Origin of the sequence: Maritimibacter alkaliphilus HTCC2654 (genome assembly GCF_000152805.1) — a bacterium.
GTDB lineage: Bacteria > Pseudomonadota > Alphaproteobacteria > Rhodobacterales > Rhodobacteraceae > Maritimibacter > Maritimibacter alkaliphilus.
In genome coordinates this window covers 1142319-1166525 of sequence record NZ_CH902578.1, presented here as the reverse complement: position 1 = coordinate 1166525, position 24207 = coordinate 1142319, and the positions used below count along the sequence as shown (strand labels likewise).

The 24207-nt window shown below is 65.3% G+C and carries 24 protein-coding genes; 8 read left to right on the top strand and 16 right to left on the bottom strand.

The features are described 5' to 3' along the window. Positions 1 to 174: 174 nt before the first annotated feature. Genes RB2654_RS06860 through RB2654_RS06850 form a run of 3 tightly spaced genes read right to left on the bottom strand, consistent with a single transcriptional unit; the run spans position 175 to position 3574 of the window. Positions 175 to 2145, bottom strand: a complete 1971-nt coding sequence (locus tag RB2654_RS06860) for a TRAP transporter permease (RefSeq protein WP_008329935.1) — start codon at positions 2143 to 2145, stop codon at positions 175 to 177. Continuing rightward, positions 2142 to 2564, bottom strand: coding sequence for a DUF1850 domain-containing protein (locus RB2654_RS06855; protein WP_008329934.1), 423 nt, complete (start codon positions 2562 to 2564; stop codon positions 2142 to 2144). The genes RB2654_RS06860 and RB2654_RS06855 overlap by 4 nt, the downstream gene beginning before the upstream one ends. A gap of 50 nt (positions 2565 to 2614) precedes the next feature. Beyond that, the gene (locus RB2654_RS06850; protein ID WP_008329933.1) at positions 2615 to 3574 is read right to left on the bottom strand and encodes a TAXI family TRAP transporter solute-binding subunit; all 960 of its coding nucleotides are present in this window, start codon (positions 3572 to 3574) and stop codon (positions 2615 to 2617) included. Between the two features lie 368 nt (positions 3575 to 3942). Here RB2654_RS06850 and RB2654_RS06845 point away from each other — a divergent pair, with 368 nt between their 5' ends. After that, positions 3943 to 4782, top strand: a complete 840-nt coding sequence (locus RB2654_RS06845) for a fumarylacetoacetate hydrolase family protein (protein WP_008329932.1) — start codon at positions 3943 to 3945, stop codon at positions 4780 to 4782. A 212-nt stretch (positions 4783 to 4994) separates the two neighbouring features. Here RB2654_RS06845 and RB2654_RS06840 read toward each other — a convergent pair whose 3' ends face one another. The 6 genes from RB2654_RS06840 to RB2654_RS06815 all read right to left on the bottom strand — a co-directional run bounded on the left by RB2654_RS06840 (position 4995) and on the right by RB2654_RS06815 (position 10105). Next, positions 4995 to 5948: an ABC transporter substrate-binding protein gene (locus tag RB2654_RS06840; protein ID WP_008329928.1), complete on the bottom strand. Its 954-nt coding sequence runs from the start codon at positions 5946 to 5948 to the stop codon at positions 4995 to 4997. A 46-nt stretch (positions 5949 to 5994) separates the two neighbouring features. Further along, positions 5995 to 6774 (bottom strand): ABC transporter ATP-binding protein, encoded by a 780-nt coding sequence (locus RB2654_RS06835; protein ID WP_008329927.1) that lies wholly within the window; start codon positions 6772 to 6774, stop codon positions 5995 to 5997. Between the two features lie 5 nt (positions 6775 to 6779). Beyond that, on the bottom strand, positions 6780 to 7583 hold the full coding sequence (locus RB2654_RS06830) for an ABC transporter permease (protein ID WP_202795872.1): 804 nt from the start codon (positions 7581 to 7583) through the stop codon (positions 6780 to 6782). Between the two features lie 2 nt (positions 7584 to 7585). After that, complete coding sequence (locus RB2654_RS06825) at positions 7586 to 8335, bottom strand: ABC transporter permease (protein WP_202795871.1); 750 nt, start codon at positions 8333 to 8335, stop codon at positions 7586 to 7588. A 140-nt stretch (positions 8336 to 8475) separates the two neighbouring features. After that, entirely contained in the window at positions 8476 to 9084 is a 609-nt protein-coding gene (locus tag RB2654_RS06820) for an NAD(P)-dependent oxidoreductase (protein ID WP_040885513.1), read from the bottom strand. A gap of 34 nt (positions 9085 to 9118) precedes the next feature. Beyond that, positions 9119 to 10105 carry an amidohydrolase family protein gene (locus RB2654_RS06815; protein WP_008329920.1) on the bottom strand — a complete coding sequence of 329 codons (987 nt, stop codon included), beginning with the start codon at positions 10103 to 10105 and terminating at the stop codon, positions 9119 to 9121. Between the two features lie 350 nt (positions 10106 to 10455). On the opposite strand from RB2654_RS06815, the gene RB2654_RS06810 reads away from it, so the two are divergent. Beyond that, a complete protein-coding gene (locus RB2654_RS06810) occupies positions 10456 to 10827 on the top strand; it encodes a YciI family protein (protein WP_008329918.1) in 372 nt (123 codons plus the stop codon). Next, on the top strand, positions 10827 to 11390 hold the full coding sequence (locus tag RB2654_RS06805) for an NADPH-dependent FMN reductase (RefSeq protein WP_008329916.1): 564 nt from the start codon (positions 10827 to 10829) through the stop codon (positions 11388 to 11390). The genes RB2654_RS06810 and RB2654_RS06805 overlap by 1 nt, the downstream gene beginning before the upstream one ends. On the opposite strand, the gene mnmH is transcribed toward RB2654_RS06805, so the two are convergent. After that, positions 11382 to 12419, bottom strand: a complete 1038-nt coding sequence (gene mnmH / locus RB2654_RS06800; RefSeq protein ID WP_008329915.1) for a tRNA 2-selenouridine(34) synthase MnmH — start codon at positions 12417 to 12419, stop codon at positions 11382 to 11384. The genes RB2654_RS06805 and mnmH overlap by 9 nt on opposite strands. A gap of 109 nt (positions 12420 to 12528) precedes the next feature. On the opposite strand from mnmH, the gene RB2654_RS06795 reads away from it, so the two are divergent. Together RB2654_RS06795 and RB2654_RS06790 are read left to right on the top strand one after the other, a co-directional pair. Next, the gene (locus RB2654_RS06795; protein WP_008329914.1) at positions 12529 to 13542 is read left to right on the top strand and encodes a glycosyltransferase; all 1014 of its coding nucleotides are present in this window, start codon (positions 12529 to 12531) and stop codon (positions 13540 to 13542) included. Between the two features lie 3 nt (positions 13543 to 13545). Further along, the gene (locus tag RB2654_RS06790; protein ID WP_008329913.1) at positions 13546 to 14280 is read left to right on the top strand and encodes a WecB/TagA/CpsF family glycosyltransferase; all 735 of its coding nucleotides are present in this window, start codon (positions 13546 to 13548) and stop codon (positions 14278 to 14280) included. On the opposite strand, the gene RB2654_RS06785 is transcribed toward RB2654_RS06790, so the two are convergent. From RB2654_RS06785 to RB2654_RS06760, 6 genes are read right to left on the bottom strand one after another with little or no spacing between them, the layout of a single operon-like run. Continuing rightward, entirely contained in the window at positions 14277 to 15497 is a 1221-nt protein-coding gene (locus RB2654_RS06785; RefSeq protein ID WP_008329912.1) for a glycosyltransferase family protein, read from the bottom strand. The genes RB2654_RS06790 and RB2654_RS06785 overlap by 4 nt on opposite strands. Continuing rightward, a complete protein-coding gene (locus RB2654_RS06780; protein WP_008329911.1) occupies positions 15490 to 16296 on the bottom strand; it encodes an HAD-IIB family hydrolase in 807 nt (268 codons plus the stop codon). The genes RB2654_RS06785 and RB2654_RS06780 overlap by 8 nt, the downstream gene beginning before the upstream one ends. 18 nt (positions 16297 to 16314) lie before the next feature. Then, positions 16315 to 17058, bottom strand: a complete 744-nt coding sequence (locus RB2654_RS06775; protein ID WP_008329910.1) for a sulfotransferase family protein — start codon at positions 17056 to 17058, stop codon at positions 16315 to 16317. Further along, positions 17055 to 18086, bottom strand: coding sequence for a hypothetical protein (locus RB2654_RS06770; protein ID WP_008329909.1), 1032 nt, complete (start codon positions 18084 to 18086; stop codon positions 17055 to 17057). Before RB2654_RS06770 ends, RB2654_RS06775 begins: the two co-directional genes overlap by 4 nt. A gap of 3 nt (positions 18087 to 18089) precedes the next feature. Further along, complete coding sequence (locus RB2654_RS06765) at positions 18090 to 19937, bottom strand: DUF4422 domain-containing protein (RefSeq protein ID WP_008329908.1); 1848 nt, start codon at positions 19935 to 19937, stop codon at positions 18090 to 18092. Positions 19938 to 19994: 57 nt separating this feature from the next. Continuing rightward, positions 19995 to 20456: a MarR family winged helix-turn-helix transcriptional regulator gene (locus RB2654_RS06760; RefSeq protein WP_008329907.1), complete on the bottom strand. Its 462-nt coding sequence runs from the start codon at positions 20454 to 20456 to the stop codon at positions 19995 to 19997. A gap of 91 nt (positions 20457 to 20547) precedes the next feature. Between RB2654_RS06760 and RB2654_RS06755 the strand changes: the two genes are divergently transcribed. From RB2654_RS06755 to RB2654_RS06745, 3 genes are all read left to right on the top strand, one after another. Continuing rightward, complete coding sequence (locus RB2654_RS06755) at positions 20548 to 21582, top strand: cupin domain-containing protein (protein ID WP_008329905.1); 1035 nt, start codon at positions 20548 to 20550, stop codon at positions 21580 to 21582. After that, positions 21579 to 22277, top strand: a complete 699-nt coding sequence (locus tag RB2654_RS06750) for a fumarylacetoacetate hydrolase family protein (RefSeq protein ID WP_008329903.1) — start codon at positions 21579 to 21581, stop codon at positions 22275 to 22277. The genes RB2654_RS06755 and RB2654_RS06750 overlap by 4 nt, the downstream gene beginning before the upstream one ends. A gap of 88 nt (positions 22278 to 22365) precedes the next feature. Further along, entirely contained in the window at positions 22366 to 24204 is a 1839-nt protein-coding gene (locus RB2654_RS06745) for a phospholipase D-like domain-containing protein (RefSeq protein WP_008329901.1), read from the top strand. Positions 24205 to 24207 lie beyond the last annotated feature (3 nt).

Below are 24207 nucleotides of genomic sequence, written 5' to 3'. Positions count from 1 at the left end.
GGCGAGGCGATCGTCGTCGAACTGCGCGAGTCCTTAGCAGATCGCATTTGTATGCGGTCGTATACATTTCGGATTTCCGGCGCAAGTCCCTTGCAAGCGGGCCATGGCCTGCCCCGCGTTCACGCCGCGACCCGTCTGGGGCTTAATTGTGCGGAACTGAACCCGCCCGTCGGGTCAGGCCGCCACCGACCGGCGCGATACCACAGCGTTCCAGCCGAGCAGCGCGACGATGACCGCCGCCCCCGTGGCCTCAACCCTGAGATCGGGCCAGAACACCGCGATGATGGCCGGAGCGAGCGCCACGCGCTGCCAGATCGGGATCGGGGCGAAGAGGAACCCTTCGAGCATCGCCGCAAAGGCGGTCAGAGCCACGATGGCCAGCGCGCCGTTCCAGATCACGAGGGGCAGGGGGCCGCCCACGATGATGACCTCATTGAACACCATGAACATGGGGATGAGATATAGCCCCTTGGCATATTTCCACGCCTGAAAGCTGGTCTCCATCGGGGTTGATCCGGCAATCGCCGCGCCCGCGAACCCCGCGAGCGCCACGGGGGGCGTCACGTTGCTGTCCTGTGAATACCAGAACACGACGAGGTGGGCGATCAGCATCGGGACGCCGAATTCTTCGGTCAGGGCGGGACCGACGAGGATGATGAGCACGATATAGGCCGCCGTGACCGGCAGCCCCATGCCGAGGATCAGGCTTGCGATGATGACCAGCAGCAGGGCGAGGATCATGTTGCCGCCCGAGAACGCCAGCATCATGGCCGAGAATTTCAGCCCCAGCCCGGTCAGGCCCACGACCCCCACGATGATCCCCGCGACCGCGCAGGCCATGGACACGGCGACGGCGTTGCGCGCGCCCAGTTCCAATGCCCGAAGCGTCATATCCCATCCGCGTCCGAGCAGGGCGGTGAACCCCTCGAACGAGGGCGAATGACGGAAGAAATCCCACAATGCCCGCGCCACGGCGGCCAGCGCGACCGAGACGACGGCGAAGTAGCCGACCCTGAGCGGCGAATATCCGGCGGTCAGGAAATAGACCAACACGACCAGCGGCAAAAGGAAATGCCAGCCCTCTTTCAACACGTCGCGCACGCGCGGCAGATCGGCGGCGGGGATGCCCTTCAGCCCCAGCTTCACAGCGGCGATATGGACCAGCAGATAGACCGATCCGAAATAAAGCAGGGCCGGGAAGATCGAGACCAGAACGATCTCGATATACGGAACCTGCGTGAATTCGCTCATCAGGAACGCGCCCGCGCCCATGAGCGGCGGCATGATCTGCCCGCCGGTCGAGGCCGCGGCTTCGATCCCGCCTGCCTGCGCGGGGCGGTAGCCGAGGCGTTTCATGAGCGGAATGGTAAAAGCCCCGGTGGTCACCACGTTGGCGATGGCCGAGCCCGAGATCGACCCCATCCCAGCCGAGGCGATGACGGCGGCTTTGGCCGGGCCACCGCGCTGGCGGCCCGTCGCGGCATAGGCGAGGTCGATGAAGAACTTGCCCGCGCCCGTGACCTCCAGAAGCGCGCCGAACAGCACGAAGATGAAGATGAAGGTGGCCGCGACCCCCAGCGGGATACCGAACAGCCCCTCGGCCCCAAGGGTCAACTGGCTTGCCAGTCGGTCGATGGAATAGCCGCGATGATTGAGGATGCCGGGCATGAAATCGGCAAGCCACGGCAACTCGCCCCGCACGCCTGCGAAGGAATAGACGATGAAGACCGCGCCGATGATGGTCAGCACGCCGCCCACGGCGCGCCGCGCGGCCTCAAGCACCACGAGGACCGAGATGATGCCCACGATCACGTCGATTTGGCGCGGAATGATCGCGTTGGCGATGATGTCGATATGCGCGGGCACCCAGTAGCCCACTAGCACGCCGCACAGGATCAGCGGCCCGTCGATCAGCCAGCCGACCACCCCGCGCGGGCGGTGCTTGCCGAAGACCGGGTAGATCAGGAAACACAGGACAAGGATGAAGCCCAGATGGATCGGGCGCTGATAGAACAGCCCGAGCGGCTGGATGCCCGCCGCGTAAAGCTGGAACAGCGACAGCGCGATCCCGACGACGGTGATCGCCTTCAACACGATCCAGGGTTGTTTCAGTTCCGGCGTCGTGGCCTCGGTCGTGTCCGTCATCGTGCCTCGTCAGGGGTCAGCGCGATGCGCACCCGTTCATGTTCTGCCAATGCGGAGAGCGAGATTTCGCGGTCGCCGATCCGCAGGCGGTGGTCCACCTTCATCGAACCGGGGCGCAGGATATAGGCGTTGCCGGGAACCGGCTCGTCCAGATCCTCGATCCAGTAGCCGCCTTGCCCGTCCGAGATCTGCGTGCCGCGACCGGGGATATGGTCCAGCCCGGCGGCGAAGTCGGGCAGGTGGGAGCGGTCCAGCACCATCCTGCCTTCGCGGTAGACATAACAGTCCGACACTTCGAACCCCTGCACGGAGTGGCGCCAGAGCACGCACCAGCCGTCGCCGGGTGCGACCTGTGCCTCGGTCAGAACCTCTCCGGTGCCCGCAAGCGATGCGGAGAGCGTCCCGGCGGCAGCGGTCATGGTAAAAGAGGAGAGGAGGAGCGCCAGAAGCGCCCCTCCAGAGTGCGCCGTCACGGGCGCAGCTTTTCCGGAATCTCGGCGCCCGCTTCTTCGTAATAGCGGATCGCACCGGGATGCAGCGGGATCGGCGTGGCCGACAGGGTGAACTCGACCGTGGTCTGGTTCGCCGCCGGGTGGACCGCCTGCATGTCCGCGATATTGTCGAACATCGCCTTGGTGATCGCATAGGCCAGATCGTCGGACATTTCCGACGAGGCGACCAGCACGTTCGGCACGCCCAGAACGGTCGTGTCTTCGTCCACGCCTTCATAGATGCCGCCCGCAAGGGTGGTCTTGGCGAAGAGCGGCTGGATTTCCTGCGCCGCCGCGATCTGTTCGTCCGTCAGTTCGATCACGACGATGTCCTGCGTCGTGGCGAGGTTGAGGATGGACGAGGTCGGGGCACCCACGCTCCAGAAACCCGCGTCGATGTCGCCGTTTGCCAGCGCGTCGGCGGTTTCGTTGAAGTTCAGGCGCTGCTCGTCGATGTCGTCATAGGTGATTCCGGCGGCGGTCAGCACCTGCTCGGCGTTCACCTCAGTCCCGGAGCCCGGCGCACCGATGGACACGCGCTTGCCCTTGAGATCGTCGAGCGACGTGATTCCGCTGTCGGCCAGCGTCACGATCTGGATCATGTTGGCGTAAAGCGAGGCGACGCCGCGCACCATTTCCAGTTGCTGACCTTCGAAGCGGCCGGTCCCGGTCTGCGCCTGATACACCGTATCCGCGAGCCCGATGGCGAGGTCCGCGTCACCCGTGGCGACAAGCCCCATGTTTTCGACCGAAGCGCCGGTGACTTCCGCCGTCGCGGTGTAGCCTTCGACATGGTTGTTGATGACTTCGGCCAGACCGCCGCCCATCGGGTAATACACGCCGCCGGTGCCGCCGGTCGCGACCGACAAAGGCGTCTGCGCCATGACGGGGGCAGCAAAAAGCATCGCAGAGGCCAGAGTGGCCTTGAACATATTCATGGATTTCCTCCCAGTTGGTGGGTCTCGTTCGGACCCGTCGTTCCGCAAGTCGGTTATTCCGACCGGACAGATGCATGAAAACCCGAGCGTGGGGCGGGCGTCAACACAAGTGGTTGCGGTAACGGAAATGAATGGGCGTCGGGGCGTGGTCCGGCGCCCTCGTCGGCACCGGGCGACCGCGCTGTTTTCACTCCTGAAGACGCCAGTGCCGGAAGGCCGGACACGGCCTTGTCTGGCCCAGATCGTCCCCAGCCGGATCGTGTTTCGGACCAACGGCGACCTGACCCGGTTTCACCTCCGCACCTTGACGCGGGGGCCGGAAGGTGGCGACTACGGCACGGAGCTTTGCGCCAAATCTGAGGACAGACATGAAATTCGCGACAATCGAACACGGCGGCCAACTGCGTTTCGGGCTGGTCGAAGGCGACGCCATTCACCTTGCACCGGAAGGCGACCGCCTGCGCGCGCATCTGGACGGCGACCTCGCGGCACTAGCGACGCGTCTGCGGGGCGAGCCGGCCCTGTCGCTTGCGGGCGTGACCTATACGCCGGTCGTTCCCGATGCGCAGCAGGTGCTTTGCATCGGCCTGAACTACAAGGATCACAGGGCCGAGACGAAAGGCGAAGTCGGCACGACATACCCCGACAACCCCATCGTCTTCATGCGGTTCGCGACATCTTTGGCCGCGCACGGGGAATCGCTCCCGATCCCCAAGGTCTCCGAGGTGGTCGATTACGAGGCGGAACTGGCCGTCATCATCGGCAAAGGCGGGCGCTACATCGCAAAGGCCGATGCCATGAGCCACGTGGCGGGCTACGCGCCGTTCAACGATATTTCGATGCGTGACTGGCAGATGAAGGGCGAACAGTGGGGGCCGGGGAAGAACTTCCCCAAATCCGGGCCGTTCGGACCCGTCATGGTGACGCCTGACGAGGTCGGCGATCTGGGTGAGACGGGCATCCGGCTTATCCTCGACGGCGAGGTGCTTCAGGAAAGCTGGATCAAACACCTGATCTTCGACATCCCGACGCTGATCTCCTACTGCTCGAATTTCGTGGAGTTGAGGCCGGGGGATGTGATCGTCACCGGCACGCCGGGCGGTGTCGGTTTCGTGCGCAAGCCGCCGATCCTGCTGGCGCCCGGCAAGACCTGCGTGGTCGAGGTCGACGGGATCGGTCGGCTGGAGAACACCTTCCACGCGGAATGAGCATTGGGCTCTCGACCGGGTCGGCCGTGCGCCCGTCCGGCGCGGTATCGGTCGGTCCGAATGCCGAGCGGCCTCAGGCGGGCGCAGCCGCATGTGGGCGACCCAACCGGGCTGCGAAAGCTCGGCCCTGACAATAAACGCCTGATCGCCCCTAGCCGAACGAAAAAGCGCGACCCCGAGGGGCCGCGCTTTCGGTCGGGCTGCAAGCTGGGTCACTGGCGGATCGCGCCGCTCCAGAGGTATTCGTCCGGCGTCGGTTTGCGCGAGATGAAGCCGTATTTGGCGAGGTATTCGTTCTCCGCATCCCACGCCTCGGCGTCGAACCCCGTCATGAACGGCGCGATTTCGCGGGTGTCGAGGTATTCCGGCGGCAGTTGCGTCTGGGCCTTGTCGACCGCACGCACCGCATCCGGGTTCGCGTTGGCATAGTCGTTGGCTTTCTGCATCGCCATGATGAAGCGGTTCATCAGATCCGCATTCTCATCGGCCCAGTTCTTGTTGGCGGCGAACAGCACCGCCGGGAACCCGAAGGTCGAGTTGTCGAAAACCTCTTTCAACTCGCGCAGACCCTTCTGGACGGACAGGTTGTAAAACAGACCGATTGGCAGGCCCGCATCGACCGATCCGGCTTCGATGGCCTGAAGCACGCCGGGGAAGGGCAGGTTGACCAGTTCCACGTCGTCACGGGTCATGCCGTTCTGCTCCAGCGTCCGGATCAGAGCCGAACCTTGCGGGCTGGCGATGCCCGGCAGGCCGATCTTCTTGCCCTTCAGGTCCGCGATGGACTGGATGTCGCTGTCGGCGGGCACCATCAGGCCGTAGGTGGCGATGGGGTTCTGATCCTGCGCGTTGACCACCGCGACGATCGGAAGCCCGTTGGCGACGGCCGCCGTCAGGGGCACCGCGCCGGTCATGGCGACGTGACGATCCCCGTTCATGAGCTGGGCGATGGCACCGTCCGGGCTGGCCCCGATCGCGATGTCCAATTCGATGTTCTGCTCGGCGAAATAGCCCTGCTCCATGCCGATGAAGAGGGCTTCGAATTGGCCGACCGGCGAGCGTTCGACCTTGACGATGTCCTGTGCCGCGGCAGGCAGCGCGAGGGCGCAGGCCAGCGCCACGGCCATGCCGCGCGAGGCTTGGGTGAGTTTGGTGATGATGGTCATGTGTTCCTCCCTGAAATACGCCGATCCGACCCAGAGCGGCGCGTCTTTAGCGCATGATGTGGTCCATCACGCGGTTTCTGTATTCGAAGAATTTCGGGTCCGACTTGGTCCTGATCTGGTCGCGCTCCGGGCCGAGGTCGACGTCCACCGTATCCACGATGGTCGACGGTTTGCCCGACAGCACCACCACCCGGTCCGCCAGATACACCGCCTCGTCGATGTCGTGGGTCACGACGATCACGCTGATCTTCAGCCGCCTGCGAAGGTCGAGCACAAGATCCTCGAGCCCCATTTTCGTCTGCGCGTCGAGCGAGCCGAAAGGCTCGTCCATCAACAGGATATGCGCGTCATAGGCCAGCGCGCGCGCAATCGCGACACGCTGCTGCATGCCGCCCGACAGTTCCCACGGATACTGATGCGCCGCGTTTTCTAGCCCGACATCCGCCAGACATTTGCGCGCGCGTTCCTCGCGTTCCGCCTTGGGCACGCCGCGCCCCTGAAGCGGAAAGGCCACGTTGTCCAGCGTGCGCATCCACGGCATCAGCGACCCGCGATAGTCCTGAAACACGACCCCGATTTCGGCCAGCGGCTCGGTCAGCACCTTGCCCCCGACGCGAACCTCGCCCGAGGTCGCGGGCATCAGGCCGGACAGGCAGCGAAGCAGCGTCGTCTTGCCCGCGCCCGACGGTCCGACGATGCAGACGAAATCCCCCGGATCGACATGCATGTCGAGTTTCTCGATCACCTTCACCGGCCCATAGCTTTTGGACAGGCCATTCACCTGCATGGGTTGCGCGAGAGAGGTGGTCACGTTGCTTCCGTCCATTGTCGTCATCCCGTCTGCGCCCCGGCCTCGCGGAAATACCAGCGAAGCGTCACGCGCTCGATTTGCAGAAACACCGCGCTCAGGACGTAGCCGAGCACGCCGATCAGGATCGTGCCCGCCCAGGTCTCGACCATGGCGAAACGCTGCTTGTTTTCGTTGATGTAGAAGCCAAGGCCCGCCGAGGCCCCGAAGAACTCAGAGATCACCATGAGCACCAGCGCCACGGCGATGGCGACCCGGATGCCGGCCATGATCTGCGGCAGCGACGCCATGAGCAGCACGCGCCGATAGGTCAGACCGCGCGGAATGCGAAACGCGCGCGCCGTGTCCGACAACTCCTCGGGCATCCCGCGCACGCCGTCGATGGTGTTGAGCAAGATGGGCCAGAGACAGGTGAAGGCGATGATGAAAATTTTTGGCGCGGCGCCGATCCCCAGCGCGATGATGACGATGGGCACGATGGCGGCGGGGGGCACGGACCGCAAGAAATTGAGCATCGGCATCGCCGCCTGACGCACCTTGGCGTGATCGCCGATGTAAAGCCCGGTGCCGACCCCGATCAGGATCGCGAGGGCAAGGCCCACGGCCATGTTGGACAGGCTGACGAACATATACCCCAAAAGCGGCCCGTCCGTCAGATCGCGCCACAGCACGGCGAGGATTTTGGACAAGGGCGGAAAGTAGAACGAGGTGGACGAGTCCGACAGCACATACCACGCCACGACCGCCAGAACCGGCAGCCACCACGCCATGAGGAACCCCCGGAAAGCGTGGGCGCGAAGGGCGGCTTTATGGGGGGATTTCGCCATCTTCACCGCTCCAGATGCCACGGCAGCAGCCGCTTTTCCAAAAGCTCCCACCCAAGGGTCAGGAGCACGCCCAGAAGCCCCGCGTAGATCACATAGGCAAAGGCCTCCGGCACCCGGTTGGCGATGCGGCTCAGGTTGATCTGATAGCCCAGACCGTCGATCGGCAGGATCACCTCGGTGCCGACCGCGACGAGGATCGAAACCGTCGTCGCGATGCGCAGTCCGGTTGCGATATAGGGCAGGGCCGAGGGCAGGATGACCCGGAAGAACCGCAGACCGAAAGGAATGCGAAAGATCCGCACGGTATCGAGGATCGTCGGGTCCAGCCGCCGTGCACCATAGACGGTCTGCACGAGGATCGGAAAGAAACAGGCAATGGCGATGGCCAGCACCTTCATCTGCGAATTCGCCCCGATGATAAGGACGAACAGCGGCAGCAGCGCCACCACTGGAAAGGCCCGCCCGAAGTCGAGGATCTTGCGCGTCGACAGCTCGAACGCCGGGAAGATACCGATGAGCAGGCCGAGGGGAATGGCCACGACCGCGGCAGCGACCGCACCCAGAAAACCGTCCCTCAGGGTGGCCCAGAGCGCGCCCTTGAAGGCCGGGGTGCTCCACAGCGCGACCATCTCGCGCGCGACGTCCGGCACCGGGGGCAGGACGTCAGGGTTGAACACCCCGGTCACGCTCCCAAGCGCCCAGACGAAGATCACGCCAATGACGACGGCGGCTTGTCGGAATGCCAAGCTCAAGACGTCCTCCCATCGCTTGTGCCTGACTATTTGGTCGGGCGTTCAAGCAGTTTCAGCTAACGGCAAGCGGCACCGGTCTGTCAATGCCGCTGGCCACCTTGGATGAGGCGGGCGCACGCATCGCGCCCGTCCAGCGTCGTTCAGTAACCGATGGTGAACCGCTCGCCGGTGTGCTCCGGCTTTTCCAGTTCGTCGACAAGGGCGAGCGCGAAATCCTCGAACGAGATCGAGGTGGGCGCGCCGTCCTTCATCAGCATGTCGTCCTTGCCATAGCGAAACGTCCCGGTCCGTTCGCCGGGAACGAACATTCGCGGCGGCGAAAGGTACGTCCAATCAAGGCCTTCCGAGGCTTTGAGTTGGTCGAGCAGATAGCCGCCCCGGATCGAATTCGGTTTCGCGACATCGGGAAAGCCCGGCTGTTCGACCTCGATCACCCCGTCCGGGTGCATCAGGCTGCCCGCGCCCCCGACGACGAGGTAGCGTTTCACGCCCGACGCCTTGATGGCAGGCAACAGCACGTCCGGGTCCAGGTCCACGAAGCGAACCGACGAAATCACCGCGTCATGTCCCGCGATCTTGTCGGCAAGGTCGCTGCCGTCCCCGGTTACCGCCACCGCGCTGACGCCGGGCAGGTCCGCGACGTTGTCGGGATTTCGGACCAGCGCCGTCACCTCGTGTCCGCGATCCGCCAGTTCCTTCAAGACCCGCGACCCGGCCTTGCCGCTCGCGCCGATCAGGGCAACTTTCATCTCATCCTCCATCCATTCGCTGTGCCGGTATCGGTCAAAGACCGAAGACCCTGCGCGCATTGTCCTCGCCGATCCGTTTGCGTTCATCCGGCGTCAGGTCGAGGGCCGCGAATTTGGCGACCTCCTCGTCCTGCCGTTCCATCGGGTAATCGGCCGCGAACATCACCTTGTCCGCGCCGAGCACCTCGATCGCCGCCCGCATCGGCGCGTTGAAATTCATCCCGCTGGTGGCGACCGTCACGTGGTCGCGAAAGTAGTCGCTGGGCTTGCGGGGGAGCGGTTTGGCCCCGGTCACCCCCATCTCGAACGGATAGCGATTGTCGATCCGGTCGAGCATGAAGGGGATCATTTCGCCCAGATGTCCCAGAACGATCCTGAGCCTCGGGAACCTATCGAACACGCCCGCCGCGATCATGCGCAGCAGGTGCGTGCCGGTTTCGACGGCATAGGCCCAGCCGACCGTGAACCCGGTCATCGCCATCAGTCCGCCCTCGATCCCCGCGGCAGGTTCGCGCGGGTGCAGATAGACGGGCACGTCCAGCGCCTCGGCCGCTTCCAGCAGGGGCCAGAACGACGGGTCGTCGAGATACAGGTCGTTGGTGTGGGAATTGACGATCAGACCGTTCAGACCGAGCGTCGTGATCGCCCGGTCGAGTTCCTTGGCCCCCTCACGCGCGGCCTGTGGCGGCGCGGCGGCAAGACCGCCGAACCGGGCGGGGTGGGCGGCAATCGCCTCGGCCAGCCGGTCGTTGGTCAGCCGGGACAGCGCCAAGGCGGTGTCCGGGTCGAACTTCTGCACGCCGGGTGCGGCAAGGGCGAGGATCTGGACCGCGACACCATCGGCATCCATCCGGGCCACACGGCCCTTACCGATGTCGAGCAGATCGTCCATGAACGGCCCGGCGATGGGGCCGGACTTCATGCTCGGGACGCCGCCTGCGATCCGCGACAGCTCGGCCACGACCTCAGGAATCATGAAGCCTTCTTCGACCGAGACGAGGCCCGGTTTTCGATCCGCCATTTGTCCTCCCCGGGGCCCTGTTCTCGTGCCCTCGGATCGAACGCTAGGTCAGCGAAATTCCCGATGCAAGAAATTAATTGGTCGCCTAACCAAATAAAAACTCCTGCCGGAAAGCCCTGAGAAACAGGGGTAATCGCGAGAACGCCTTGACATAATTGGTCAAATGACCAAACAAATTGAGGTAACGCCGGCCTCCGTCATGGGGCGGGATCAGGCACGGATCGCGAGGCGCAGATGCGGAAAATTCACGCGGACCAGACGTTCCGTCCCCCGTTCAGCGGTCCTGCGACTGACACAGCGATTCGCGGGTCTCGCGCCCGGCGCTATCGAAACCTGAACCGGAGGACGACATGACACCCGACGACATCCAGACCATCACGCAGGGCTTCATGAAAAAGATCATGTGGGTCGTGGTGACCGAGCCGGTGGGGCCGGAGGACGAGATTCAGGCGATGATGGCCGACCATCTGCGCCATCAGGTCGAGCTCGAGAACCGGGGCGTCCTGTTCGCGGCCGGACCGCTTTTCGATGGCGACGGGCCGCCGGTCGCGGGCATGTTCATCCTGCGCGCCGAGGACGAGGCCGCGGCCCGCGCCATCGCGGACCTCGACCCGATGCACCGCGCCGGTCTGCGCAGATACACGCTTCGGCGCTGGATGATGAACGAAGGGCGCATTACCGTCACCGTGAACCTGTCCAACAGCACGCCGGAGCTTCCCTGATGTCCCAGTCCAGACCCGTCATTCACGTCATCCTCGCCAGTGTCCGCGAAGTCCGGCTGGGGGCCGCAATCGCGGACTGGGTGATGACGCAGGCTCGGACACAGACCGGACTGTCGGTCGAACTGGTCGACCTCAGGGATCATCCCCTGCCGTTGTTCGACGAGCCGCACCATCCGCGCAGCGGAAAGTACACGCGGGAGACGACGAAAAACTGGTCCGCGAAGGTGAGCGAGGCCGACGGGTTCGTTTTCATCACGCCGGAATACAACCACGCCTATCCCGCGAGCCTCAAGAACGCGCTCGACCACCTGAGCGCCGAATGGTCGGGCAAGCCGGTCGGCTTCGTCAGTTACGGGGGCGTCGCGGCAGGCACCCGTGCGGTCGAGGCGCTGTTGCCCGTGATCGCCTGTTTCGAGATGAAGCCGATCATGCAGCAGGTGAACATCCCCTTCGTCGGCGCCGCCGTCGTCGACGGGGTGTTCAGGGCGGGCGATGTGCAGGTGCAGGCGGCCGAGGCGATGTTCGCTTCCTTGGCCAAGGCGCTGGGCGCGGCCTCAGACTGAGGCGACGAGAGCTTTCGCGGCTTCGGCCAGCGTCGCGTCGGTCAGGTCGGCAAGATCCAGAAGCCGCTCCGGCTCGGCCTCGCGCCGGATGCGCTTGTAGCGCGGGTCGTAGTGCGTCTCGACCAGTTGGTGCGCCAGCCCCGCCCAGTTCCCGTCTTGGGCCAGCTCGTGCCAGCCGCCCACGACGTCGCGCCCATGGTATTTCACCAGCCGGTCGAGCGTTCGCGCCAAGCGGTCGGCGTCGTCCACGATATCCGGGTAGCTCGTCACCAAGTGCTCGGCGCGGGCGGCGATCGGGGCGGTGACCTCGACATAGGGCGAGGCGAGCATGGCCTTCCACAACGCGGGCGGCACCAGAAGATCGCCGACCTTGCTGCTTTCGGCCTCCACGAAAGTCACACGCTTCGGGTCCAGCCGGGTCAGCGCCATGGCGATCCCGCTTTCGAACGCCTTTTGGCTGGGCTGTTCCTCACCCACCATCCCGAACAGCGACCCGCGATGCGAGGCGAGGCCTTCGAGGTCCAGCACCTGACCGCCCGCCGCCGCGATATGGTGCAGAAGCCGGGTCTTGGCCGTGCCCGTGCCACCGTCGATCAGCATCAGCCGATGGGGCAGGGGCGCGCGATGCAGCATGTCCACCACAAGCCGCCGATAGGTGCGGTATCCACCCTCGATCACATCGGCGCGCCAGCCGATCTGGCTAAGGATCGACGCGAAGGAATTGGACCGCTGCCCGCCGCGCCAGCAATAGACCAAAGGCTTCCAACCGCCTTCGCGGTCGGCCAGCGGCCCCTGAATGTGGGTCGCGGCATTGCGCGCGACCAGCGCCGCGCCGATCTTGCGGGCCTTGAACGGGTCTTCCTGCACATAGATCGTGCCGACCTGCGCGCGTTCCTCGTCGTTCAGCACCGGCAGGCTGATGGCGCCGGGGATGCGGTCCTCGGCATATTCCGAGGGCGAGCGCGCGTCGATGATGTCGTCGAACCCAAGGGCTGCGAGGTCTGAAAGCGAGGTGATCCTGACGGACATGGGGTCTCCGGTCCTGACGCGGGCGCGTCGCAAGGATGTAGCGGATCGCGCCGCGCAAGGCCAGCCGCCGCACTTGCCTTTGCCGCGCCGCCGGAGGACAAAATCGGGCATGAGCGCCGACGCCCCCATCCTGATCTATTGCCGCTGGGAGGCCGCGGGCGGGATCGAACGTGTCAGCCTGCGGCTTCGCGATTTCCTGCGCCGCAACGGCGTGGCGGCCGAACTGGTTTCGCGCGAGGGGCATCCGGTCTTCGGGGCGGAGGTGCGGCGGCTTGTCGAAACCGATCTTGCCGGACGAACGCTCATCTTCTCACGCATGCGCGACCTCCTGCACATCGGCTGGCGCGGCCTCGGCGCGCGGCTCGTCTATTGGCGGCATGTGCCGCTGATTGGGTCTTTAACGAAACGCGTGGTGGATGCGGCGTTCATCGTCTCGATGAGCTGGCGGGCACCCGTCCTGTGCGTGTGCGATGAATTGGCCGAGCATCTTGCCCGATTGCCCCTTCTGCGCCGTGCCGCGCTTGCCGTCGCCTATGCCCCGGTCGCGCCGGATGTGCCGGCCACCATGCCGATCCGGCGGACGGATCAGCCGAAACACCTTCTCTACGTCGGACGGCCCGGTGCGCAGAAACGGCTCGACAAGGTGCTTGCCGTGGTGGCCGAGGCGCGGGATGCCGGGCATCCGGTTCGGCTGCGCGTCCATGGCTATCCGCCGCCGCAGGATGAGCCGGATGGCGTGACCTTCGCCCCCTTGGGGTCCGACCCGCAGGCGTCGTTCTCGGAGGCCGACGCCCTGATCGTCTGGTCGGAATACGAGGGCTTCCCGACCATCATGGTCGAAGCCGCCCGCGCGGGCTTGCCGATCATCGCGAACGCCTTCGCCACCGGGCTCAGGGACTTCGAGCGGCGGATCGGTCCGACCGCGCGGATCGAGGACCGGCCCGAGGCCCTGATGGGGGCCTTTACGCGCCTGCCACGCGGGTCGTATGATCTGAGTGGGGTACGGGACGAAGCACTGTGGTCGGTCTGGGCCAAGGTGCTGGGAGTTTCGATGCGGGACATATGTTCGAAAAGTGACATTTCGTCGCGCGAAAGTGCCGGTCTGCGGACATCGGATGTGTAATTAATGCTATACAGCGCCACCGCCGTCACCGGCCGTTCCCGCCTGATCCGCCGCCAGGCCGACCTGTTGCACTGGCTGACCGCGCCGCGGCCCGGCCCCGAAGTGCTCTGGTATCTGAACCCGCACACGCTGTCGCACCATCGCGCGGGACATTTCGCGACGAGCGGCGACGACCACGTGGTCATCGACGGTGGCACCACCGCCCGGATCGTGTCGAAGCTGACGGGGGTGCCCTGCGAAAGCCTGTCGTTCGACTACGCGGGTGTGGCCTGTGCGGCGATGGACCGGCTCGCGCAACGCGGGGCGCGTCTGGGCCTGATCGGCGGCACGTCCGACGAGGTGTCGCGCGTCGCAACCTTTCTGCGCGATCGGCACCCCGGCCTTCGCGTCGTGCTGGCGGCATCGGGGTATCACCCGTCCCATCGCCAACTGATGAGCGATGTGGCGGTCGCCAGACCTGACGTGTTGCTCGTGTCGATGGGCAGCCCCCGGCAGGAGGCGCTGGCGCTCGCCCTCAAGGCGCGGCTCGACCATCCGACCGCCATCGTGACCTGCGGCGCTTTCGTGCATCAGACCGCGCGCCACCCGTATTACCCCGAGGTCTACACCCGCAGAAACCTGCGCTGGCTCTACCGCGCTTTGAACACGCCGCATATCGCGCCACGCATCCTGCGCCACTACCTGCCGTTCCTCGCCCGCGCCGCACTGCGCCGACCGCAGCTTCCCCTGCGGGACTAAAGGAACTCCGCCTGATCCTCGCGCGCCGCGATCTGAAGATCCTTCAGGAAATGCGGGTCCGCCGCATGAACCCGGTTCCACGTCGGGATGAACGGCGTCTCATGCGGGTTGTCGAGAAACACGTTGCCGGCGCGGATGATGTTCTCGGCGAACATCTCGATCGATTTCTCTTCCGCATGGCGGTCGATGACCAGCCCGTTCATCTTGGCATCGTTGTAATACCCGTCGAGCAGATCGAGCGCCGAGCGGTAATAGGTCGCCTTGAGCGTGCGGAACACGTTGGGCGTGAACACCGTCCCGTCCGCCGCCAGCTTGCGGAAGATCGCTTTGCAGATGTCAGTCGACATGCGCGACAGACCGGTCGAGGCGTCCTCGGCGGACAGGTCCTGATGCTTGTGATCGTAAGCGTCCGAGATTTCGACCTGACAGACCGACTTGGGCGCAAGATTGCGCCAGGCTTCGGACAGCACGCCGATTTCCAGCCCCCAGTCCGACGGAATGCGCAGATCCGGCAGGATCGCGGTGCGCATCGCGAATTCGCCGGACAGCGGGTAGCGGAACGACCGCAGGTAGTCGAGGTAATCGCGATCCCCGATCACCCGTTTCAGCGCGATCAGGAGCGGCGACACCAAAAGCCGCGTGACACGCCCGTTCAGCTTGCCTTCGCCGACGCGCGGGTAATAGCCCTTGGCGACCTGATAGGGGAACGTCGGGTTCGCGACCGGATAGACCAGCCGCGCCAGCATCTCGTTCTCATAGGTCAGGATATCGCAATCGTGGATCGCCATGACGGCGCTGTCGGCACAGCCGATGAGGTAGCCGATACAGGACCAGACGTTCTTGCCCTTGCCCGGTTCTTGCGGCGCGAGGCCGAGGTTTTCCAGCCGGGCTTGCATTTCAAGCATCCGGGGGCTGTCGTTCCAGATCACGATATGATCCTGCGGCAGGCTCGAGAAAAACGCCCGCGCCTGCCGGAACTGCGCTTCCGTCGCGCGGTCAAGGCCGATGACGATGCGGTGCAGATACGGCACCTTGCCGAGCTCGTCCACGATATGCGGCAAAGCTTCGCCTTCGAGCTCCGAGAACAGCGACGGCAGGATCAGGCTGATCTTGCGGGTCTGGGCGAAGGCCGACAACTCGTAGTTCAATTCCTCCACGCCGCGTGTGCGCAGATTGTGGAGCGTCGTGATGTTGCCGTTCTGGTGGAAATCAGCCATGCCGCGAAGCTCCTCGGGAAAGTTCCAACTCGTCAATAACTTGGCCCACCGACAAGTTCCAGCCTTCGGGGCCGGGGTGGGCCGCGCGGGTGATGCGACCCTCCGCCTCGCCCATCAGGGGGGGAAGGGGCGCGCCGTGCGGATTGGGGATGATGACGCCGAAATCGGCGGCCTCGATCATTTCGGCGTCGTTCGGCGCATCGCCCAAGGCCATCGTGTGCCGCGGCGCGAAACGGTCGACCAACTCGGCCATCGCATCGGCCTTGGTCCGACCGAACGACAGCGTCAGGAACCGCCCGCCCATGCGTGCCGTGATCCCGCGTTCGCCCAGTGCCGCGACGAATGCCTCGCGGCCCGGTTCGTCACCCGTCCAGATGCCCGGCTCGGAAAAGGCGCGCGCCTTCGCCAGTTCCGCCTTGTCGGTGGGCAGTCCGGTGATCCCGGCCACGCCCGCCGCGTCCAGATCGCCGAACCCGGTATAGGTCTTCCTGAGATCGCCCGGCAGATCGTCCAGCGCCGCGCGCAATCTGGCGTAATCGCCCGAGACCGCAGGGCGCGCCCCCGGCTCCAGTATCCCGGCGCCGTTTTCGACGATGGCGGGCCATGCCGACAATCCCAGTTCGTCGCGCAGGGGGCCAACTTCGGCCGCCGTCTTGGACGTGGCCAGAACCACGCCGCCGCCAAGACGCGCCAGTCGGTCAAGCGCAGGGCGGGCGGGGGACCAGCCGTAGGTGTCGTGATCCAGAAGCGTGCCGTCGAGGTCGGAAAATATCAGGAGCGGCGGGTGAACCTGCGTCATGCCGGCCTCCGAGTCGGTTCAATGCGTCAACCGATTGGACAATACCCGCGCAATGGCCGCAACGTCGAACTCGGCGCCCATCGCGTCGAACACGGGGCGCAACGTCTCGGGATCGGCGATCGTGTCCTCATGCCGCAGGTGAAAGCACCGCTCCGGGTGATCCTTGGCGATCGCGGCGAAGATGCCATCCATCCGCGCGATCAAGTCACGCACCACGGCCTCCGGCTGGCTCGCCCACCACCGCGATTGCGCGACGGCGCCGGCATCGCGCGAATTGAACACGATGACCGGGTTGGGGAAACTCCGTAGCACCATGGCGACGAGGGCCGGAAGCGTCTCGGCCCGCTGCGGATAGCGGATTTCCTTGGTGCCGATCCACGTCGCATCGGTCGGCGGGCAGATGACGCGGGCCGCATAGGCAAGGGCGAGGTCCTGCTCCAATCCGATTTCGTCGATGTTTTGAGCATTGAACCACGGATGATCCACGGCGCGCGGCTCGTCCCCCCAACGACGGTGGGCGCGCGTGGCGCGGGCGGTCGCATCGAACAGAATGCCGAGGGTATCGAAGGTCTCGCCGCCGATATGGCTGCCCGGTACGGTATTCAGAAGCCCTTGCAGAAGCGTCGAACCGGACCGGCCATAGGTGATGATGAACACCGTGCCGCGCAGGTTCGGATATCGCCTGCGAAAGCGCCTGAGCGGGTCCGTATCCCGCCGCGCGATGGCCGCGCGCAGCCTTGCGAGCATGAGCCGGGGGGTCATGCGATGCCTCGCTGCGGCGTGGCGGTTTGCGATCGTTCGATGTGGCCTGCGATGCGGAGGAGAGTATCGCGGAGAGTGCCGTCGCCCGCATCCTGCGCCAGATCACGCATCGCTACGGCTTCGCGTGGGTCGAGCGGCATCCGGCCTGCCGCCGGTGCGATCAGGTCATGGTAGTGTCGCGCGAGGGCAACGAGGCTCAAGGCGCTCGGGTCGGTGGTGAGGTGTCGTGACAATTCGGCGTAGCCTGCGTTGACCCGGTCGACCTGCGTTTGCAGCGTTTCAAGCGTCGCCCGTGTCACGGTGAACGCCGCCGCGTCGGGTGGCAGTTTGCCCAACCGCTCCTCTTCCAGCGTGTCGAGTCCGGGTGTCACGTTCGCGATGGGCGGATGCGCGCGGCTAAAGGGCACGGTGCGTGTCGACCACAACATGCGGCGTTTCAGCCACGGTCCTTGGCCCGCATAACGTAAGAGCCTGACGTGACCTGCGCCGAAGGTCCGGGCGAAGCGCGCCCGGATCGGGTCTTGCGACAGAAAATCCGGGTTCATCGTCGCGGCGAAGTCGAGGAAGGTGCCGCGCGGCGTCGCGCCACGGCTCACCTGTGCATACCACGAGGTCAAAAGCGCCAAGGGCTCGCGCACCGTGAAGATGACCTTGACGGAATAAGGCTCCAACCGACGGCGCAGCGCGGCCAGCGCCAAATCGGGGTCTTCGCACAAGGCAATTTGAACGAATTCCTCGCTTGAGATCAGGGCTTTGCGCTGCTGTGTTGAACCAAGTTCGGCATGAAGCGCGCCGAACGCCTCGTCGGTGCTTTCCCCCATTCCGAACCAGCGCGGCGGGTGGAAGCCATGCTCTGCGGCCAGCGGGATCGCCAGCCCGGCATGGCTTGTCGGTGCCGAAACACCACGCCCGGCCTTCGGATACAGGAGGCCCCGCCGCGCCAGCCCGGCGGCGTTGTCGGCGCAGTAGCTTTGGAAGGCCGAGGTGCCCGTCTTGTAGTGGCCGATATGCAGATAGAGCGTTTTCACGGGCTAGTTGATCCAGTGAAACCGACCGAGCGCCCAGCGGTAGATGCGCAAAAGCCACGGTGTCAGCGCCGGAAACCGCCGCCCCAACCGCCGTCCGGCGATGACCACGCCGTGTTTCCAGGTATCGGGCCGCGACAGGCGCGCGCGCAGGCTTCGATGGCGTCGTGTCGCCTCCAACACCTCAAACCAGAACGGAGTCCGGGCGAGCGTCGACCAGAACAGGCCCGCGAATTCGACATCCGGTTCGCGCCAGGGCTTCTGATGCGCGGCGGCGAAATGAACGATGAACGGGTCGGCCTTGGCGGCGAGCGCATCGTTGCGGATCGGCACCGGCACGTTGTCATATGCGCCACGGTCAGAGTTGTGGACGTTGAACCGCGAAGGCAGCGTGACGAACCGATCACGGAAATAGACATTCAGAATGTCCTGATCGCGAAAGAAGTAGCGGTTTCCCGCGACCATCTCACGCAGTTCTCGCCCCACCTTCGCCACGTCCATCGCAGCGAAGTTCATCACCATGACGCCCGCATTGAAATACCGGGAAATCTGGTCGTCGCTCAGCCCCAGATCGTCCGAGAGGTAGGCATACAGGTCCGGCACCTCCGGGTCGCGCGTGCGCACCCGCGTGGCCAGAACCCGCGTCATCAGCGCATCGGTCACGGCGGCCAGCGGCGCGTCGTTCATGTCGGTGTCGAACAGCTCCGCAACATCGCCACACAGCACGAGATCGACGTCGAGATAGACGAGCCGCTCCACGTCGGGCAGCAGGTCGAAGAGCAGGAACCTGTTGTAGGTCGCGTTGCTCGGCGTATGATGGCGGGCGCGATATTCCCGTGAAAACGCGGTCCCCACGTTGATCGTATGCAGCGTGATATTGCCATGTGCGACCGCGAGGGACCTGAGTAGGTCGAGATCCCGGTCACCGATATTCTCGTGCAGATAGAAAAGGTTATATTCCCGGTCCGGCGCCGCATGTTCGATGAGCGAGGCCACCATCGCCGCAGTCTGGGGCAGGTAGGGCCGGTCCGAGGTGAAGGCCACGTTGACCGCACCGTCATTGAAGCGCGCGCCCCGTGCGAAAGGAACGACGAGCGACCGGCCAAGGTTCAGGATGTTGACCCGCTCGACCCGCGTCTCGGGGTGGTCGCGCAGGTATTTGCGCATGAACGTAGTGAAAAGCCGCTCCGCCACGAAGCCGAGGTAGCGGGCATTGTAGGGGCTGACATGGGGGCGCGGAATGTCGGTGGTCCGCAAGGCTTCGAGCAGGTCGAAGGCCCAGCAGCAATAGCCGTCGACAATCTCGCGCCGCGCCAGAAAGACGTTGGCCAGCAACAGCTCGCGCCCGGCCCGGACGGCGCGAAAATCCTCCAGATAGGCGGGCGACACCCGCGCCATGCGCGCCTCGACGAAATCCAGATCGCGCGGGTCGTGTTGATCGGCGTAGTTCTCATCCACCGTCATCGGCATCCGGTGCGCGACGGGCAGCACGAGGTCGATCTCGGCGTTGCGCTGAAGCCACGTTTCGGTCGCCGCGGCGTAGTCGTCCAACCGGACGGCCTCGGGCCAGACCTCGGCGGCGGGGGAAGGGTGGGTGCCACTGAAATCCAGAAGCCGCCGGTAGTGCATCAGGCCCACATGCGTGGCATCCGTGTCGTTTTTCCAGGCCCAGTAGAGCGCCGTCAATTCGCTGTATGCGCCGTTATAGGGCGACAGCGTGGCGCCGGTTTCGTCCCCGATCATCCCGTCGAGAGGGGCATCCGCCACCGCACGCCCCACATGGATCGGAATGATCGAAGCACTCGCCACGACGGGCGAGGGAGTGTGAAAGGCCATATAGATCGAGGCTTTCATCGCGGGCTCCGGGGCAGGCTTCGGTCTGTCTACACGGCACACGCGGTGCGGGTAAACCTAGGCCGTTTCGCGACCCACCTCATCGCGCGCCATCGATGCCTTTTTCAAAAGCCGCACCAGCGTTTCCGCCTCGTCCACGGACAGGCCCGTCAGGATTTCGTCCTGAAGCACGCGGACCTGCGGGCGCAACCGGTCGAGCATGACCACGCCGTTCTGGGTCAGCCGCAATGCCTTGGCCCGCCGGTCGGTGGTCGACGGCCGGCGATCCACCAGCCCCTTGGCGACCAGCCGGTCAATGACGCCGCCGATGGTGACCTTGTCATAGGCGACCGTCGTCGCGAGCGTCGCCTGATCTATGTCGGGGGCATCCGAGAGGGCCGCCAGAACCGCGAACTGGACCGGGGTCACATCCAGCCCGATCTCCGCCATATGCTCGCGAAACAGCCCCGTCGCGATCTGGTTCAGGCGTCGGATCAGGTGACCCGGCATGTCGAAAAAGATGGGGTTCGGTTCGCTCATGGCCGAAACGCTAAACCCCGATGCATCATTTGACAAGTATACTAATGATACGTATACGAACTACAGCGAAGCATGGATCAGGGAGGATATCATGTCGCAACAGCTTGGAACGCTCGAAGACCTGCCCGAAGAGTGCCGCGCCGCGATGACCGAGGCGGGGGTCGCGCCGCTCTGGCCGATGATGCGCAACGTGCTCCCGCATGGGGCGCCGAACCCAGTCACGAAACCCGGATACTGGAATTACGACGCGATCCGCCCGCTCCTGATCCAGGCGGGCGACCTGACCCCGGTCGAAAAGGCCGAACGTCGGGTGCTCGTCCTGTCCGATCCGGGGCGCGGGGCGGGGGCGATGCAAGCGACGGCCTCGATCTACCTCGGGCTTCAGTTGCTTCTGCCCGGCGAAACCGCGCCGGCCCATGTTCACACCCCGTCCGCGGTGCGCATCGTGGTCGAGGGAAAGGGGGGCTTCACCGTGGTCGATGGCGAAAAGCTCCCGATGGAGGAGGGCGATCTGGTCCTGACCCCCGGCGGTGAATGGCACGATCACGGGCATGAGGGGAGCGAACCCGTGGTCTGGCTCGACGCGCTCGACCTGCCGCTGTTCGTCTATCTGGAAGGGTCTTACGCCGAAGAGGGCCCGCTTCAATCCCAGCGCAACCGGCCCGATGCCAGTCAGGTGGAATACCTGTCCTCGGGCCTTGCCCCCGTGCGCCGTCCCGGCGAGAGCGCGCGCAAGTATCCGATGATGCGCTATCCGTGGGGGCGCACCGAACAGGCGCTGCGTCAGATGGCGGCCTATACCGACGGACCGATCGAGCTGGATTACGTGAACCCGGAAACCGGCGAGGCGGTTCTGCCCACGATGGGGTTCACCGCCATGATGATCGGCGCGCGCGATACGCTGGAACCCGTGCTGAAGTCGTCGTCTGCGGCCTTTCACGTCATCAAGGGGTCGGGCCACGTCACGATCAACGGCGAAACCCTGACCTACGGGCCGAAAGATACGTTCACGGCCCCGGTCTTTGCGAACATGAGTTTCAGCGCGGCGGACGAGACGTTCATGGTCCGTGTCCACGACCGCCCGCTTCAGGAAAAACTGGGATATTACGAGGAACGCGCGAGATGACCACCTACCTGTTCGAACCCCCGGCAACACCGTCGATTCCGGTCAAGGGCGAGGCCGCCGGATATCCGGTCGTCCGCATTTTCTGCGTCGGCCGCAACTATGCCGCCCATGCCGCCGAGATGGGGGTGGAAGTGGACCGCGAAGCGCCGTTCTACTTCACCAAGAACCCGCAGCATACGCTCCACACCGGATCGACGCTGCCCTATCCGCCGGGGACCGAGAACTTCCATTACGAGATGGAACTGGCGCTCACCATCGGCAAGCCGGTGTTCCGCGCTTCTCGCGAAGAGGCCGCCGCGGCGATCCATGCCTATGGATGCGCGCTAGACATGACGCGGCGCGACCTGCAACTCGTCGCGCGGGAAAAGCAGCGCCCCTGGGATCTGGGCAAGGATGTCGAGGGCACGGCGGTCTTCGCCGAACTCACACCCGCCGCCGAGATGGGCGAACTTGGCCCGCAACGCATCCATCTTGAGGTGAATGGCGAGGTCAGGCAGGACGCGACACTTGCCGATCTGATCCATAGCTGCGTCGAGGTGGTGATGGACCTGTCCAAATTCTACCACCTCGCGCCCGGCGACGTCATCATGACTGGCACGCCCGCGGGCGTCGGCCCGGTGGTTGCGGGCGACCGGATCACGGGCGGGATCGACGGGCTGGCCCCCATCGCGCTCACCATCGGCGAAGCGGAGTGATGCGCCGGTAACCTGCGCGCCCGCGCCGTATTGTTGGACGCCCCGCTGCCCGCTAGCATCGGGGCGTTTGATGTTCGGAGGTCGGGGAATGTGGGGGACTGCGCGCAAGCGGGCGGGATGGGCTGCCGTCACGGCGCTGGGCCTTGTCCTGCTTGCGGCCTGCACCTCGAACCTGCCGGATCGGCAAACCGCCGACGGTCGCCGGGTGGACGGTGCGATCTTTCTTGCGCCCACCGGGCCGGAGCAGGCGGACGCGCGGTTCGACCTGCCGACCGGAGCTTGGCAGACGGCGCGCGTGACGTTGCAGTCCACGACCTATCGCGATCAGGCCGCCCGCGTGACCTGCGATGCGCCTGTGGTCGTCAACGGCCCCGAGGGACGAAAATGGGTCCGTCCGGGCGGGCATCAGCGCGTGACCGTCCCGGCGAAAGGGCAAGTGCCCGCGCGGCTTGAGCTGACCTCCGGCGTCACGACCTGCCGCGTAACTTGGGCGGATCATGCCGTCACGCTCACCCGTCCAGAGGTCGTCGCGCCGTCCGTCGCGGCCGTGGACCGGGCGCGCGGCGCCTGCGTCTCGCCGCCGGCCGGCACGCTCGACCCGCTGGCACAGGCGTTCTACGCCCACACCGCCCTGTCGCGCACCTGCGCCCTGCGCCCCGGACCCGTCGAGATCGTCGAGACGCCGATAGATGCCCTCGCCGCGCGTTTGCAGGCGCTGACCGGTGCCACGTTGCGCTGCGCCCACTTGGCCGAGGGCAATCCCGACATCCGGCTCGATTTCTCGAACGCACCGAAGCTCGACCTGATCGTGCTCGCCTCGCTCCACGTCAGGGCCGACTACTGCGGCGCGCTCATTCAGCAGGCGATGACATGGCACGCCGCGCGCGGGACGCCCGTGCGCATCCTCGCGACCGCCGCGCTGCAAACCGGCAAGGATCGCGATTTCTGGAACGCCCTGGCGGCGCGCTATCCGAACGTCCAGATCCAGTATTACCGCTGGCAACCGCGCGGGATCGCCACGCCCGCGACCGAATTCGCGGCCTTTCACCGGGCGAACCACGTGAAGCTTCTGATCGCGCTGTCGTCCGAACCGGGGCGCTCGCGCCTTATCATGGGCGGGCGCAACCTGCATGACGGGTTCTTCTTCGCCGAACCGTTCGAGATCGAGGATCACCCGGAACTTCGCAGCTACGATGACGAATGGCGCGACGGGCTGGCCTGGTTCGCCACGTTCGAGGATGTCGACCTCGTGATCCGCGAAGATGCGACCGTGCGGCAGATCGCGGCCCATTTCGGCAAGCTTTGGCGGCGGGACGCGCCCGGTCAGGTGCTTCGCCCCGCCTCGGAGCCCGGCCGGGTCGGGCCGGTTCCGACCGACGGTGTGATGCGTCACTTCATCTCGCAGCCCTGGGCCGACGCTCGCGCGCTGGAAGTGGATTTCGTCCGCATGATCGACGCGGCCCGCCGCGAGGTGACGATCGTGACGCCCTTCCTCTATCCGCCGCCTGCGGTCGATGCGGCGCTGGCGCGGGCGCAGGCCCGTGGGGTCGATGTCACGCTGATTGCGCGGCTAGACTCGACCGAGCCCTCGGCCCCGGTGACGCGCGCGCTGGCCAAGGATTACATGAACCGGCGTTACCGGGACTTCGCGATCTACGACTACGTGCCGACCGAACGGATGATCCACACCAAGATTCTGGTGATCGACGGGCGGCTCGCCATGTCGTCTTCGGTCAACATGAATGCGCGCAGCTTCGGGCAGGACACCGAGAACGGTTTGATTTTCCTCGACCGGGCGATGGCCGCCCGGCTTGGCGCACTGGCCGAAACCTATCGCCAGCGCGCGCGCCGGATCGACGCGCCTCTGCCGCTCACCCCGCTCGAACGCACGCTGGCCGCGATTCCCGTGATCCGCCCGCTGTTCTGACCG

What these genes read in the sequence shown, in the direction of transcription:
- RB2654_RS06805 (WP_008329916.1), top strand. Translation starts at nt 10,827, where the DNA reads ATGTCCCAGTCCAGACCCGTCATTCACGTCATCCTCGCCAGTGTCCGC.
- mnmH (WP_008329915.1), bottom strand. Translation starts at nt 12,419, where the DNA reads ATGTCCGTCAGGATCACCTCGCTTTCAGACCTCGCAGCCCTTGGGTTC.
- RB2654_RS06840 (WP_008329928.1), bottom strand. Translation starts at nt 5,948, where the DNA reads ATGACCATCATCACCAAACTCACCCAAGCCTCGCGCGGCATGGCCGTG.
- RB2654_RS06820 (WP_040885513.1), bottom strand. Translation starts at nt 9,084, where the DNA reads ATGAAAGTTGCCCTGATCGGCGCGAGCGGCAAGGCCGGGTCGCGGGTC.
- RB2654_RS06745 (WP_008329901.1), top strand. Translation starts at nt 22,366, where the DNA reads ATGTGGGGGACTGCGCGCAAGCGGGCGGGATGGGCTGCCGTCACGGCG.
- RB2654_RS06765 (WP_008329908.1), bottom strand. Translation starts at nt 19,937, where the DNA reads ATGAAAGCCTCGATCTATATGGCCTTTCACACTCCCTCGCCCGTCGTG.
- RB2654_RS06780 (WP_008329911.1), bottom strand. Translation starts at nt 16,296, where the DNA reads ATGACGCAGGTTCACCCGCCGCTCCTGATATTTTCCGACCTCGACGGC.
- RB2654_RS06760 (WP_008329907.1), bottom strand. Translation starts at nt 20,456, where the DNA reads ATGAGCGAACCGAACCCCATCTTTTTCGACATGCCGGGTCACCTGATC.
- RB2654_RS06835 (WP_008329927.1), bottom strand. Translation starts at nt 6,774, where the DNA reads ATGGACGGAAGCAACGTGACCACCTCTCTCGCGCAACCCATGCAGGTG.
- RB2654_RS06855 (WP_008329934.1), bottom strand. Translation starts at nt 2,564, where the DNA reads ATGACCGCTGCCGCCGGGACGCTCTCCGCATCGCTTGCGGGCACCGGA.
- RB2654_RS06810 (WP_008329918.1), top strand. Translation starts at nt 10,456, where the DNA reads ATGACACCCGACGACATCCAGACCATCACGCAGGGCTTCATGAAAAAG.
- RB2654_RS06830 (WP_202795872.1), bottom strand. Translation starts at nt 7,583, where the DNA reads ATGGCGAAATCCCCCCATAAAGCCGCCCTTCGCGCCCACGCTTTCCGG.
- RB2654_RS06845 (WP_008329932.1), top strand. Translation starts at nt 3,943, where the DNA reads ATGAAATTCGCGACAATCGAACACGGCGGCCAACTGCGTTTCGGGCTG.
- RB2654_RS06790 (WP_008329913.1), top strand. Translation starts at nt 13,546, where the DNA reads ATGCTATACAGCGCCACCGCCGTCACCGGCCGTTCCCGCCTGATCCGC.
- RB2654_RS06785 (WP_008329912.1), bottom strand. Translation starts at nt 15,497, where the DNA reads ATGGCTGATTTCCACCAGAACGGCAACATCACGACGCTCCACAATCTG.
- RB2654_RS06850 (WP_008329933.1), bottom strand. Translation starts at nt 3,574, where the DNA reads ATGAATATGTTCAAGGCCACTCTGGCCTCTGCGATGCTTTTTGCTGCC.
- RB2654_RS06795 (WP_008329914.1), top strand. Translation starts at nt 12,529, where the DNA reads ATGAGCGCCGACGCCCCCATCCTGATCTATTGCCGCTGGGAGGCCGCG.
- RB2654_RS06815 (WP_008329920.1), bottom strand. Translation starts at nt 10,105, where the DNA reads ATGGCGGATCGAAAACCGGGCCTCGTCTCGGTCGAAGAAGGCTTCATG.
- RB2654_RS06755 (WP_008329905.1), top strand. Translation starts at nt 20,548, where the DNA reads ATGTCGCAACAGCTTGGAACGCTCGAAGACCTGCCCGAAGAGTGCCGC.
- RB2654_RS06860 (WP_008329935.1), bottom strand. Translation starts at nt 2,145, where the DNA reads ATGACGGACACGACCGAGGCCACGACGCCGGAACTGAAACAACCCTGG.
- RB2654_RS06775 (WP_008329910.1), bottom strand. Translation starts at nt 17,058, where the DNA reads ATGACCCCCCGGCTCATGCTCGCAAGGCTGCGCGCGGCCATCGCGCGG.
- RB2654_RS06750 (WP_008329903.1), top strand. Translation starts at nt 21,579, where the DNA reads ATGACCACCTACCTGTTCGAACCCCCGGCAACACCGTCGATTCCGGTC.